Source organism: Bacillus sp. FDAARGOS_1420, from assembly GCF_019344915.1.
Lineage (GTDB): Bacteria > Bacillota > Bacilli > Bacillales > Bacillaceae_G > Bacillus_A > Bacillus_A mycoides.
In genome coordinates, this window is the sequence record NZ_JAHWJB010000004.1 from 37,928 (window position 1) to 51,565 (window position 13,638).

The following is a 13,638-nucleotide window of genomic DNA, read 5'->3' on the forward strand; positions in this document are numbered from 1 at the left end:
CTATTTTTTAATGAAAGGGCGGATTTATATGTTTGGCCAACGCCTAAAAGAATTACGCAAAAATAAAAAGCTAAGTATGAGACAACTTGGAGAAGTACTCGGTGTTAAACAAACAAATGTATCTAATTGGGAAAATGTTGGAACAGAGCCTGATTACAAAACCTTAATTAGAATTGCACAATTCTTTGATGTTTCTACTGACTATTTAATAGGTAATTCCGTAGAATTTAATGACAATGAAAGTAAAGAAAAGAGAGAAATTGCATTATTAGCTCAAACATTACATAAAGAACTTTCCAAAAATCCAGATCTCAAAAATCAAATAGAACAAGAACTAATACAATATGTTCACTTTCTAAATTATAAAAATAGAGGGAAAGGCATATAGCCTTTCCCTCTATTTCTATAAACCTTAATTTCTTAAGGTTCATAATTCAATTCTTATTTGTAAATTCTTAAAAAAAACATTAAACTAGTATGTAGAAGTATTTCTTAAACAACATTAACATACTAAATATAAGTTGAAAAATTAACATAATTTCTGTATTATAATAATCAAAGAAAAAACAGAAAAAAAACCCACCGCACAGTTATTAATTGGTTCAGGTCGGCAAACTCGATACCAATTAATAACTCCAAAAGATAGGGTTTTAATTCACACTATAAGTATATGTGGTTCTTTTTTATGTCATACTTGATATTAAAATTATACCATAATACACATACAATGTGAATATAAAACCTCCTATTTTTCCGTAAATTTGCGGTGGAAAAAATAGGAGGTTTTTTTATGGTAACTAGTTTTGAAACCCTAAGTGCTAGTGATTTCACTAGCAATATTCAGTTGGAAACAAAAACTTTAAAAACAAACATGAAATTTAGCAAAAAAAATAAAACATCAAAATACCTCATGCATGGGCCAAAGTTCTTTGATGAGCTTCGTATATATTTAATCAAAAATAACAAGCTTGGAGAATACGCTTTGCCTTCATCCGCATTAGCCACTTACATTTTACTTCACTATAAGGTAAATGATTTAGGGCGACTTCCTCGCGATTTCAAACTATCTATTATCGCGAACGAATCCGATATCCCTTACACAACTATTCATACTGGTTTCCAAGCATTACTTCATTCTGGACTTGTTAGAGAATTTTTTATAAATGGGATTCCAGTCTATGAAATCTGCAACTATGCAAGATTCAATCGTACAGCAAAGGAAACAAAAGATAAAGATGAAAAACTCTCATATTTTCGAATTCCTAATGTATTGTTAGAGACTTCTATTTTAAAAGAATTAGTTTCTCGTCGTGATAGCAAAGGTATTATTGAATTTTTAGGATTATGTACTCACTTTACTCATCAGCTTGAATATAGCAAAAATTCTGTTGAAGATTATTATTGCACTCGCAACATGGACGGCTTAAAGGAACGTTTAGGGCGAAATGCAAAAAAAGTTCGTAACTACTTGAAAATTATCTCACCAGTTTTCAAATTTGATGCTGCTATACAAAAAGTTCGAAACCCACGTAAAGGACGCATAGCTCGTATACGTGAAAAAATCCAACAAATCGTTATCACTAAATTTACGGTTAGTATGAATGCTGCATGTGTGATTGAAAATGACCGAGCTGAAATTAAGCCAACCGAAGCTAAAATGCGTAAAGAAGCAACAGCCCGTCTTGAATCCATTGGCATAGCATTAACTACTAAAGATCGTAAAGACATTGTTGTTTCTTATAAAGGAGAAGTATCACGAATCGCTACATATATTAAAAACAAACAACTTCGTGATGATTTTATGACTTATACCATGAGTTATGCAATGGATCAATGTGAAAGTTTCTTAGCACTTGGAGAAAAAATAAAATCAATCGGTGGCATGATACGAGCAAAACTGCGTGAATCGTTTATTCCATGGGCGGAACGATATTTAGACGATGATACGCGTCATGCACTTGTACTGGAACTCATTTCTCATGATATAGATGTACCTAATGCATTCCGACTTACTTAAATTTTAAAAACGAATAGATTATAAGCCTTGTTCAAAAAAATTACTAAAGACAGGGCTATTTGTCATGTTGAAATAAAATAGACAATCTTTCTATTACCCTATAATTCTAAAAAACAGTAGGTTTGATTTTTCTTCCCCTACTGTTTTTTTGTACTTCCATATACTAAATTACGTCTAAATACTTGTGGAATTGTTAGTAATATATTAATTAAATTGTGTAAACCTTAGTACATTGTTATAAAGTTTGTGTGAAACTGGATAGTTTGTAGTTGTAGTTATGGATAAGTTAGTATTTCGATTCAATTTTTTAGACAATTCATCTAGCCTTAGAGCGACAAGAGTTTCCAAGGTTTTCTTTTCATCTATATAGTATTTGTATCTTTTATATTATTATTGAACCCTTTATATAATCATTGACATTAATACTTATAGAATGAACTTATACATAAACAAGTGAAAAATTAATAAAAACTCTATTCTTTAAAACATTTGAAATTTATAGGGGTTTTTGACAAACCTCGTAAATAGAATTAAAACTTTTAGGGAAACTTGACTAGTTTTAGGGATACACAAGGGTTTTCAGAAACCGCCGAGAATTGCTACAGCAACTCACTTAATCTTTAAAACTATAATTAGGAGTTGATTGTATGAGTCAAGCAATCTCATTACAACGTCCATTAAACAGTTCGGACGTTGTAAACACCCTAAACATCCCCCCTAGTACATTGCGGACGTATACAGTCCATTTCAGGCGTCTAGGACACGATTTCACTAAAAAGAATGGGCGAATTCAATATTCAGCCCAAGATGTACAACTATTTAAGAGAATGATTGAGCTGCATGAACAGGGATTTGGAACAATCACCGAGTGTGTTTTAAACGTTGTAAACGATGTAGAGGACACTGTAAACAATGAGGACAAACAATCCAAACAACCTGAAAATAATCTACCTTCAATTGAAACAGCAAATGAAATAGCGAAGATTAAAGAAGAAATGGAGGAATTGCGAAAGTATATTGATGAAAGTATTAAAAAACGGGATCAACTATTGATACAAACATTACGAGAAGTACTAGAATCTAAACAAACAATGCAAAAAAAGAAACGCTGGTGTCAATTCTGGAAGTAAGCCAACCATCCCCAACCCCTTCCAAGCTTGGAAGGGATTCGCTCGGCGCTAGCCAGGCAAACAGGTTTGGAAGACCTTCAAACCTATTTGCATAGGTTCAAGCGTTTGGGATAGGCGAATCCGTCCATTCCTTATCCTCCCTCGCAAAAAGCGCTCAGTCCGGTACCATGGACAGATACCATGTGTACGCTACTATTGTTTGATAGTGAGAACAATAGGTTTTAAAACAAGGAATTCTCCAAGAATAATGGGGGATTCCTTGTTTTTTGTTCGATTAATACGGGGAATGACTACAATTTATATAGGGACGGGAAAAAACAGTCATGCAATAGGAACAACCTTCATGAAATTTTACATCTATACACTCCCTGCATTCAAAAAACTTGCACGAAACGAACTGCGCAAAAACGAAATAAAATTTATATTAATTTCACATAAAATAAGAACACAACCTTAAATAGAATTTATTTCTGTTTTGCATAAAGATAAAATATAAATAGAATAAATTTTATTCTATTTATATTGAAAATGAAATAAAATTGGTGTATAATAAGGGGGTGAGAGGAAGATGAAATAAAATTTATTTTTTATAGTTGTTATTTATAATAAAAACGGTAGGAGGAACTGGAATGACGAATGAAAATCTTAGTGTGGTAGAAAAAATTAAAGTGAATGTGGAAGCTGATCTCGGAAATAGTAATTTAAAAATTTTTATCAATGATGAATATGTAACTGTAGCGAATGTATTTCAACGTGTTCATGGGGGAATGGATGCCTATGAATCTGATGAAGATAAGAATGTATTGAATTTATTGGAGAATTTGTATGTTCATGTATCTAGTAGTGCAATTAAAAGGAACGGAAGTTTTTTAATCGGGAAACGTGCCATGCAAAATTCTGAAAAAATGAAAGCAATGAACATTAAAATCGCCAATAAACATGAAGAAGATCTTCCGATTATCAATACATTAAGTGTTGTCGGAGCAAAAATGATTCAAAAAGTATATCAAGAAACAAAAGCGATTCCTGATGTATTGAATATAGATATAGATTTAATGACTGCTATTCCTGCAAGTCAGCATAACCCTAAGACAGCTCAATTCCTTGTAAACAGATTTACAGATAATAAACATGTAGTAATTATCTATGTTGGTGACAGACCTATCACAGTACAAATCGAATGTTCTAGAGTACGAGTTACAAAAGAAGCATTGGCAGCGTTATATGCGATTACAGAAGCTCCAGATGAAATGTTCAAAGAGTTTCAGGAACTATACAAGGATCGTTTAGATAATAAGGATATTAAGGGAGACTTCTTTAAAGATAAAAAAATCCTACATACGGATATTGGTGAGGGAACAAGCGAATATATTTTCACCGATGGTTTAAGTCCAGTCTTAGACAGTTGTTCTGGTGAAAGAAGAGGAATTGGCCATGCAATTGAAGAAGCGTGTGCCTTGTTAAATAAAGAAAGAACAACTAATTTTAAGAGACAGCAGTTTACTGAAATTCTTTTAAATAAAAATGATAAATACTATGAGGATGCATCCGAATTTATATACAATACAAGATTCGAACAAGCGGAACTAATCCAAGAAGATGTAGAAAACAAATTCACGAATGATACAGGCGGTCAGGCTGAGGTGTTAGCTGTGTACGGAGGTGGTAGTATCTCGTTGAAAGAAGAATTATATGATGAATTATTAAAGCTGTGTAAAAGAACGGGTATGATGTTATTATATGTTCCAGAAAAATATGCAATAGAATTAAATCCAAAAGGTATGAATGTTTTGAGAAAAATCATTGATTAAAAGAAATCAAATATCAAAGTAGAAAAACACGTCAGATATGTAAAAAGGTGAGTTGAAATGAAACAAGAACAATATAATTGGAAATTTAAAAAGATGACGGATGATCCAAGTTTTAAAGAGTGGCATAGTAATCAAGACAATATCTCACATTCACTGAATACATTGGTTAGTTTTATCATTCGTTTAATTGGAACAGGTGATTTAGGGAGTTTCGATAATCAAACAAAATTACAACAAGTTTTATTACTACAAGATGAATCATTTATTAATGCCGTTGCAAAGAGAGTTACTACTTGTTCATCAAGTAGCTTTGTTGATTCAGATCAGGAAAGAATAGATGAAAAACCAGTATTAAAAGAAATAAGTACAGAACCTTCGAACCAGCAAATTCAATCAATAGAACAAGGTGCTCGACAGATAATAAAAGAAGAGCGTTCAATAGAAAATACTAATCTAGAAACATATGAAGAAGTAAAGAAAAATGCAAAAAACTTTTTTTGAAAAGGAGAATTGTCATGTACTATAAATTAGACTTTTTACTGCAATACTTAGATCATAAAGAAATGCCTTGTACCTTTGTTTTACAAGGTGGAAAAGTTGTAAAAGGCATCGTAGATGGTCGAGATGAATATACAATTTATGTGCAATCTGAAGAGAAGACACATTGTCTGTTCAAAGGTTCGATTATGGATATTATTCCTGCTGAAAAATTAGATTTAAAAGCAATTCAAGCCATCACGCATAAGTGGAATACTGAAAAAAAGAAAAAGGAAGAATTGCAAAGTAAATAGTATGTTGCAATAAACACTATTTGAGTTTTAAGCAATTATTAATAAAAAATCCCTGTTTTAGAATTTTGATTCTATAAACAGGGATTTTTCTTGTTGTATTGCTTTTATTCTCATAATTGTTGTGAAATATGCTAGACTTTCTAGGTAGCAATATTCGCAAATTTTTTTGTTGGAAAACTGGAGTGCGGAAATTTTGATTCTGTGCATTTCTTCTTTTTCCAAATGTTTGAACTCAGTTGATACTTTTTGGATTTCACGTAACTTACTATAACTTATGTGTTCAATTGCATCGTTACATTTTATACAATATTTCATTGAAAATCACATTTTAATAGAGAACTTTTTATTTGAATCAAGGGAAGTCCTTCTTTCACTAGAAATTTTAAAAATGAAGAGAGGATTTTATCACTTATTGTGATAAGGTATCTCTCTAAATACAGTTTGAAATTTACCTTTTTCTTCATCCCATTTTCTCTTACTCATAATGAGATAACGAACATAATTATTATCGGATTTATTGTGAGCTGATATCATCATTGCATCTTTTTTGCTATAGCAAGATATATCATGTATTCTCCACTTTTTTTCCAAATCAAATGAGGAATGTTTCAGATTTTCACAAGCTTGTTCTAGGCTACTTGCTTGGATGAATGAAAGTGTACTATCAAACATATTTAACGCAACGTACGTTGTAAGATGCATAAAAATAATAATCTCCTTTTGTATGAGTATAGTTACTTTAAAAGGCCTATAGAGCTACAGAAGAATGTTTGGAAACAGTATTGTTATTTTCATCTTCAGATGAAATATATTTTATTTGCTGTGCGCTAGAAAATAAATTCTCGATTTTTTCATTAACACGAATAGAAATTGATTCAAATAATACTTCTCGTTCTTCGATAGATAGATGCTCAATATTGAAATATTTTTCTGTTAGTTCACCAGTATCTTTACACAGCTGCTCTCTTTTTTTCTTTTCCTCAAGTTTCATTTTTCTTTTTAATTCTTGTTTTGCTTTTTTGAGTTGTTCTTCTTTTTCTAGAAGTGCTTTTAGTTTTTCTTCGGTTTTATTACTCATGTAATCTACCACCTTTTATAAATTACTTTGTTAATCTACTAAGTATTTTCTTTTTTATGAAAACGATTAGGTGTATTCGCTTGAATATAATTAGAAAATATTTTAAATACTTCCTCTCGATCTTCAATTGTCATGTGGTACATATCGAAGTATTTTTCGCATAATGCACCAGTTTCTATTAATCGTTTCGTTCGTTTTTTTCTATCATGCTGTTTATCTTGAAATTGCAATTCTCGTTTTGTGATTTTTAAATACTCTAATTCTCGTTCAATCTTTTTTAGCTCTGTTTCATGTTTCATATTTTTATCACCTGAATTTCAGTAGATAGAAAAACTATGTACATCAATTATAATTTGTGTGGATAATAAAATCAATAAAAATAATTCAGAAAATTATAGAAAGAAAGAAGAAAAGATGGTAAAATATTCACTATAAGGAACGCACAGTGCGCACTTACACAAATTTTCAGTTTGTACGTTTTACCAACCGAAATACATCGGTTGTTCCCTACGGGGTTTGTATAGTGGAAGTATCAAATTTGAGGAGGTGAACTAGGATATGGCGATCTATCATTTAAAGATAAAAATAATTTCAAGAAAGAAACAACAAAATGTAGTAGCGAGTGCTGCGTATCGAAGTGGTGAATCATTGTATTGTGAACGAACTAAAGAAACGAAATACTACTCTCGTACTGTGCAACCTGAGACGTATATCCTAGCACCTTCTCAAGCACCATCATGGGTTTTTCGTCGTCAAGAATTATGGAATGAAGTAGAACGTTTTGAGAAAAGAGGTAACAGTCGCTTAGCAAGAGAAGTGGTTGTAGCAATCCCGAATGAATTGTCAGAAGAACAACAACGAGAACTTGTTTTAACGTTTACACATGATACATTTGTACAACAAGGAATGATTGCTGATGTTGCCATTCATCGAGATGACAAAAACAATCCTCATGCCCACATGTTATTGACAACTCGTGAGATTTCTCAGGATGGATTTGTGAAAAAGAAAAATAGAGATTGGGATAAGAAAGAAAATCTACTTGCATGGAGAGAAGCATGGGCGAAGTATGCAAATTTGTCTTTAGAAAAAGAAAATGTACAAGAGATAATTGACCATCGTTCTTACGAAGAACGAGGAATTGAGTTGTTACCAACAAAGCATGTCGGTTATAAAGAACATCAGTTAGAGAAACGTGGGATTTGTACAGAAACAGGAGAATATAATCGTCGTGTGCAAGCCTATAATCAGCGTCTCATTTCCTTACAAGAAAAGAGACAATCGCTCGTTAAAGAACAACAAAAGAAAGAAACAGATTCGATTTCAAAAGTAGAGATATCCGTCAAAGGATATGTCGCTCTTCATAAAAAAATCGAGCTTGTTACGAAACAACAAGAAAGTTTACAAGATAATAAATCGAAACAGAAATTACATTCTTATACATGGTTAAAAGAGAAAATTGAAACATCCGCTTATCGACAGTTAGAAGAGAAAAATCTGCACGTATATATTCAAGAACAACCAATGGAATTACAAGGTGAATATTCGGTTCGCATGTATGAAAAAATGAAAGAATTGCAAACAGAAGATATGGTATCACTTGTAGAAGCGGTCGAGCGTGACATGGTTATGGAAAAGGTTGAAAGTCATATGAAGCAATCTGTAACTTATGAACGTCTACAATCACATGTAGTCCTGTTAGATCGTTGGGAAAAGAGTATGCAAAAACAGAAGAATGATGGACGTATTTCGGATACTCGTTTTGTGTCAAATATGAATATATTACAAGCGCAAAGAGAGGATACGAATCAAGCCATTCAGTGGTATGAATTGCAAGCGATGTCCTATCTTTCTCGCCAAGGATATAGCGTATATCTTCGTGATTGGAAGGAAGAAAAACACCCAGAAATAGCGATTCAATTGTTAGAAGAAATGAAACAATCTCCTTCACTTTCTATGGGCATGATTGTGCAAAGAGTGAAAGAAAATGAAGTGTTATCAGAAGCGCAAAAAATTATCAGAAAAGAAGTAACCATTGATGCCATTGATATGCGAAGAAAGCAACTCCATAAATGGAAAGTGGCGGAACAAAAACAAAAACGTTCGGAACGTGTGGAACACATTATTGAGCAAGCAAAAGTGTTAGTGAAAGCTCGTAAGGTTTTAGTGGAACGTTGTGAACAAGAGTTGAAACAATATCCGAAAACAGCATCGTATATGCAGTCATTAGGTGTAGTGGAAAATAGCCCGATTAAGAGTACATGGTTTAGCTGGAAACAAAGTATGGGAAGAGATGTAACAGAAGAAGAAAGTATGTCTTACGCTATAAAACTATCGGTACAGCAAAAAGAAGAAAAGGTGTTACAGGAAGCCAAACAAGTATTACGGAAAGAAGTAACCTATCACAATGTGTCTGTGGCTATTGAACAGTTGCAAGAACAGTTAACGGATACACCAATTAAGATTATATTGAATGAAGCGAGAACGAAAAAGATGGAGTATGAACTCGCGATTGAGCGAGTAGGTGAGTATCAAGAACTCTCTTCTAAGTGGAGAAAAACAAATTCTCAACAATATAGATTGGGAGAATTAAAAACATGGTTCACTCAAATAGGAATTGATGTAAATCATATGGCATATAGCTTACAACGAATGAAGTGGAATGTAGAGAAAATAGAAAAAGAAGCGCTTCGGAAAGAAAGGATAGCGGAAGTACAATTACCACGTATACAACAAGCGAAAAAGGTATTAGAAGAACAAGCGATTCGCTATGTAGGAGAAACGTATCCAGAGCTGAAAGACTTGTATACGAATTGTCATTTGCTCAGTCAAAAAGAACGTCAGGTATTGGTTCATATGAAAATATGGAATGAAGAAAGTGGTACGGTGTATGATTTTACGAATCGTCACGCACAATTGTTAAAGAAACAAGATAAAGTGATTGCGCAAAAAATGATAACAGAACAACATATTTCACGGGTGTCTGCGGTGGTACAAAAAATTGCAAAAGTTCAACGGGCAGAACAAGTTTTAGCGCAAGCGGAAGAAGCGAAGAAAGGGTTAGAAACAAAAGGGAATAACTTGAAACGAGTGGTACTACGAGACCAAAAATTAATAGAAGAGTACCAGACTGTACAGGAACGCATAGAAAAAGCGAAAGAAGTCTTACAAGCTAAGCAAGAGTTAGTCAGAGAAAATGGGGAAGCACGCCAAGCAGAGTTGGAAGAACTGAAGTTGTCGTATCATCAATTCCAAGAAAAAGAAAATCGTTTAGATGGCTTACTGGAAGTGTCAGATATTCTGGAGCGTACGCGACAAAAAATGCAGCAAGAAGCAAAAGAAAGAGAATATGAGCATCAACAAGAAATCAGAGGGCAAAAAATGAAACATAGAGGTTTAGAACTATAGAAGGAAAGGGTGAATAGCTTGAAACAGACAAAGGTGTTATATAGTGTCATCGGTGTGTTATTAGTTGTAGTGGGAGTTATGGTCGGAGTCATAGTCGCAAAAAGTGGTGATTCCCCTGATGCTCAGCAGGCAGCAAAACAGGAAGTGCAACAAACGTCAAAAAAATCCGAGTCTAAAAAGAAAGTAACAGCAGAAGATGTGAAAATAGTGGAGCAACGGACAAAAGAATACTTAGATCCGTATGTACGGGTAGAAGGGGTGAAAATTTCTGATGAAATGGTACGTGAGATACAGCAGAAGTTTTTAACGAAGCGAGTACAAGAGGAAGTATTACCGAAGTATGCATATCTTGCAGATTGGCGAGGAGCGACACAACAAGGGAGAATACAAACTTATCAAATATTAGATACATATAGTCAAACCGACCAGCCCAATCAAACTATTACGACATATGTGAAATATAGTAAGCCTGCTACTGTTTATGGACAAACCGTAGATGTTGAATTCTGGATAGAATGGATAGAGGAAAATAAAGAATGGCGTATCAATAGTAGTTCGAACTGGATAAATTTATCTACAGGAGAAATGATTCCTGATGCAAAGCCAATCTCAAATAATAAGCGCACAATTTTAAAAGAGGGGAGAGAAATTCGATTTTAAATCAAAAAAACGGTATGGAAAATACCGTTTTTTTGATTATCTTAAATTCCTTTACCGTGACTGTATTGGACAAGAATGGTATTTGATTTTTGATCAATTCCAATTTCTTTGAAATTGAGGTTAGATAATCCTAATGAAAATACTCCAATACTCATTATTGTAAGAATGATAATTTTTACTTTTTTCATTTTAATTCCCCCAGTTAGGTAAACATTTTTTTGATTGCATAACTTTTATAAAAGAATTCGTTAGACTTTTCTGGATTATTTTCATTGAGATAACGGATTGCCAGCTCTTCACTATATAATTGAATTTCTCTCCATAATTTATGTTGTTCTAGATATTCTATAGCTTTGGTTATAATGATTTCCAATTTTTCTACAGGTATATTTTCAATGAAAGCAATTAAAATATTGTAATGATGTCTATATTCTTCGTTAGCATATTGCATACCTTTCTGTAAATACTCTAATGCTTGTGAATTACTATTTGTTTTATAGTATTCACGGGCTAATAAATACATTGTTTTGTAGTCTTTTTCATTTTCAAAAGAATTTAAGAAGTACTCTATTGCTGAATCGGGACGGTTTTGCTCAGAATAGAGCAATCCTAAATTGTATTTTACTTTTAAAACCAACTGTTGCTCATTACATATTTGGAATGTGTCAATAGATGAAAGTAAAAACTTTTCAGCTAATTGCCACTTTTCTAATGTTGTATAGGACATTCCTAACGTGTTTTCACATGCAGCTACCTTTATTGTGTAGTCTGTCGATTGAGAAAAATAACTAATACAATTATTGACGTGATAGATTGATAAAATTGGATCATCTAAGTAGTAATAATAAAGAGAAGAGCGATAGTTGAATTCTGCCACTTCACATTCATCTTCTATAAATGGTAGCATTTTTTTTGTAGTATCAAAATAGCATTGCGCTTGTTCATAATCCCCAGTGTTCATTCTATGTATAAATTTAAAAAAATTATAATAATAATTGAGTTTATGGTCATTAGAGAAATCAGATGCTTGTAGCTCTAAATCATATTCATATTCTTCTAATAAAATTGTATATCTAAAATGAAATAATAGATATAGAGTATATAATGTTTTGTCCTCTTTAAAAATGGAACTATCAATGGAATGATAGTATTCGGTAGCTTCTTTTACATGTTGTTTGCGGATTATTGAATACCAAATGTCTAATTGGTTGAAAAGTTGGTTTTTAGAATTTGTTTGTACTAATTTCATTTAAACGCTCCTTTTTGAATAATCTTAATAACCAGGTCTCTTTATTATAATATATAAAGAATTTTTATAATATTGAGAAAAATAATTCACAAAAAATTATAGGCATACATTAAAATTTAAATAACACCTCGGTTTCGAAGTCTATGAAAATTAAGGAAATTTGATAATTGACAACCAATTACTTAATTTATTGTAATGTTTATAGAATGAATAATAGAAAAACTATTAGTTTAATTTTAATGAGTATCTATATGGCTAGTATAACAACCAAAAATCCTTTTTGTAAAAAAAAGGATTTTTTTGTTTGTGAAGAGTATTTACTATTATATAAGTGTATGAGGAGGTGAAGATATTTGGGTGGATGGTTGTTAATGTTTCTTGTTTTATTTGGTGTATGTGCTGTAATAGCAATTCCCTATGTGTTGTTGGAATTAGCTGATTATATGGAAAAGAATCCAGTTCCAGATTGGATACAAGGGATTACTGAATTTCTACTTGGCTGGGAACCGCAAATGTTTCATCCCTATATACCAGGGACAATAAAAATAATTGCTGTAGGCGGTATGATAATTGCTACAATTTACTTCTGGATGCGATATAAGGAAGAGGATAATGCGATTGCACAACTATTAGCTTATGGCTTTGGAATTGTTAGTATATGTTGGTTAGTAAGCAACGTTATTATTAAACCAGCAACAACATATATTGCTAGTCTATTTCAGCCTCTTGGCAGTGGTTCATCTTTACTGTTTCTACTGGTTATGGTTTGGATTATACATAAATCCGTAAAATCATAGCGATTATTTAAAATGCTATTTCTAATAAGGAAATAGCATTTTTTATTTGTCCTTTTTTGGGTACAAATTCAAAAATACATATTATTATCATATGTATTTAATGTACCTAGAATCTTATATGGATGGTGAGAATACATGGGACAATATCAAATGTTGTACAGTACACCGTATCTTTATTCTTCTCGCACTTTGCAACAACTGTACAAAAGTGCGAGAAAAGAAGAGGATATAACAGCGATACAGGAGCACATGCTACGTCATGACGTATATTTAAATCGACAATACCGTGGATACCATTATTTGAGTGAAAAGATTGAGGATAATTTGTACGGGACTGAACATCCTGTATCATGGAATGAATTATTGGAAGATTATCAGTTATACAAGGATTCTCAAGGAAATTTATCCATTCAACCGAAAGGATGGCGATAACATGACCTTTATAGGTGAATTAGGGATTGTATATGGCGTAACAGGGGCAACCGTTATGGGTATTAAATTATTAAAAAGAAAAGGGCTTCATCTTCCAGATTGGATGCTACGTGCGGGTCTCAAATGTTTGTTAATTGGTACGGTGTGGTATGTGCTACGTGATATGCTCGATGTATTTCTACGCTAGTATTTTATCTGGTAGTTGAAGGGAGCTGTCGCAATGCATGGAAACAACTTCTTTCTTATGTACTACATAACCCCAACT

Annotated in this window: 16 protein-coding genes; 11 read left to right on the plus strand and 5 right to left on the minus strand. The window is 32.6% G+C overall.

Annotated elements, in window-relative coordinates:
* The first annotated feature begins 28 nt into the window (after window positions 1-28).
* The 6 genes from I6L50_RS31475 (at window position 29) to I6L50_RS31500 (ending at window position 5,749) form a co-directional block, all read left to right on the plus strand.
* On the plus strand, window positions 29-388 hold the full coding sequence (locus I6L50_RS31475) for a helix-turn-helix domain-containing protein (RefSeq protein ID WP_000467904.1): 360 nt from the start codon (window positions 29-31) through the stop codon (window positions 386-388).
* A gap of 402 nt (window positions 389-790) precedes the next feature.
* Complete coding sequence (locus I6L50_RS31480; RefSeq protein ID WP_219304149.1) at window positions 791-2,017, plus strand: hypothetical protein; 1,227 nt, start codon at window positions 791-793, stop codon at window positions 2,015-2,017.
* 647 nt (window positions 2,018-2,664) lie between these two features.
* Entirely contained in the window at window positions 2,665-3,147 is a 483-nt protein-coding gene (locus tag I6L50_RS31485) for a MerR family transcriptional regulator (protein WP_219304150.1), read from the plus strand.
* A 629-nt stretch (window positions 3,148-3,776) separates the two neighbouring features.
* Window positions 3,777-4,958 carry a ParM/StbA family protein gene (locus I6L50_RS31490; RefSeq protein ID WP_219304151.1) on the plus strand — a complete coding sequence of 394 codons (1,182 nt, stop codon included), beginning with the start codon at window positions 3,777-3,779 and terminating at the stop codon, window positions 4,956-4,958.
* Window positions 4,959-5,015: 57 nt separating this feature from the next.
* Window positions 5,016-5,459, plus strand: coding sequence for a hypothetical protein (locus I6L50_RS31495; protein ID WP_219304152.1), 444 nt, complete (start codon window positions 5,016-5,018; stop codon window positions 5,457-5,459).
* Window positions 5,460-5,473: 14 nt separating this feature from the next.
* Window positions 5,474-5,749 carry an RNA chaperone Hfq gene (locus I6L50_RS31500; protein ID WP_219304153.1) on the plus strand — a complete coding sequence of 92 codons (276 nt, stop codon included), beginning with the start codon at window positions 5,474-5,476 and terminating at the stop codon, window positions 5,747-5,749.
* Between the two features lie 405 nt (window positions 5,750-6,154).
* Here I6L50_RS31500 and I6L50_RS31505 read toward each other — a convergent pair whose 3' ends face one another.
* The 3 genes from I6L50_RS31505 to I6L50_RS31515 are packed head-to-tail and all read right to left on the minus strand — an operon-like array spanning window position 6,155 to window position 7,126.
* The gene (locus tag I6L50_RS31505; RefSeq protein WP_219304154.1) at window positions 6,155-6,451 is read right to left on the minus strand and encodes a hypothetical protein; all 297 of its coding nucleotides are present in this window, start codon (window positions 6,449-6,451) and stop codon (window positions 6,155-6,157) included.
* A 46-nt stretch (window positions 6,452-6,497) separates the two neighbouring features.
* A complete protein-coding gene (locus I6L50_RS31510) occupies window positions 6,498-6,827 on the minus strand; it encodes a restriction endonuclease (RefSeq protein WP_219304155.1) in 330 nt (109 codons plus the stop codon).
* 38 nt (window positions 6,828-6,865) lie between these two features.
* Window positions 6,866-7,126, minus strand: coding sequence for a hypothetical protein (locus tag I6L50_RS31515; protein ID WP_078187422.1), 261 nt, complete (start codon window positions 7,124-7,126; stop codon window positions 6,866-6,868).
* Between the two features lie 259 nt (window positions 7,127-7,385).
* On the opposite strand from I6L50_RS31515, the gene mobQ reads away from it, so the two are divergent.
* Together mobQ and I6L50_RS31525 are read left to right on the plus strand one after the other, a co-directional pair.
* A complete protein-coding gene (gene mobQ, locus I6L50_RS31520; RefSeq protein ID WP_219304156.1) occupies window positions 7,386-10,235 on the plus strand; it encodes a MobQ family relaxase in 2,850 nt (949 codons plus the stop codon).
* A 9-nt stretch (window positions 10,236-10,244) separates the two neighbouring features.
* Window positions 10,245-10,895, plus strand: coding sequence for a hypothetical protein (locus I6L50_RS31525; RefSeq protein WP_219304157.1), 651 nt, complete (start codon window positions 10,245-10,247; stop codon window positions 10,893-10,895).
* A 41-nt stretch (window positions 10,896-10,936) separates the two neighbouring features.
* Here I6L50_RS31525 and I6L50_RS31530 read toward each other — a convergent pair whose 3' ends face one another.
* Window positions 10,937-11,083 carry a hypothetical protein gene (locus I6L50_RS31530; RefSeq protein ID WP_180232176.1) on the minus strand — a complete coding sequence of 49 codons (147 nt, stop codon included), beginning with the start codon at window positions 11,081-11,083 and terminating at the stop codon, window positions 10,937-10,939.
* A 14-nt stretch (window positions 11,084-11,097) separates the two neighbouring features.
* Window positions 11,098-12,144: a response regulator aspartate phosphatase gene (locus I6L50_RS31535; RefSeq protein WP_219304158.1), complete on the minus strand. Its 1,047-nt coding sequence runs from the start codon at window positions 12,142-12,144 to the stop codon at window positions 11,098-11,100.
* A gap of 353 nt (window positions 12,145-12,497) precedes the next feature.
* Between I6L50_RS31535 and I6L50_RS31540 the strand changes: the two genes are divergently transcribed.
* The 3 genes from I6L50_RS31540 (at window position 12,498) to I6L50_RS31550 (ending at window position 13,560) form a co-directional block, all read left to right on the plus strand.
* Window positions 12,498-12,941, plus strand: coding sequence for a hypothetical protein (locus I6L50_RS31540; protein ID WP_098709571.1), 444 nt, complete (start codon window positions 12,498-12,500; stop codon window positions 12,939-12,941).
* A gap of 135 nt (window positions 12,942-13,076) precedes the next feature.
* Window positions 13,077-13,373, plus strand: a complete 297-nt coding sequence (locus I6L50_RS31545; protein WP_219304159.1) for a hypothetical protein — start codon at window positions 13,077-13,079, stop codon at window positions 13,371-13,373.
* A gap of 1 nt (window position 13,374) precedes the next feature.
* A complete protein-coding gene (locus I6L50_RS31550; protein WP_219304160.1) occupies window positions 13,375-13,560 on the plus strand; it encodes a hypothetical protein in 186 nt (61 codons plus the stop codon).
* Window positions 13,561-13,638: the final 78 nt, after the last annotated feature.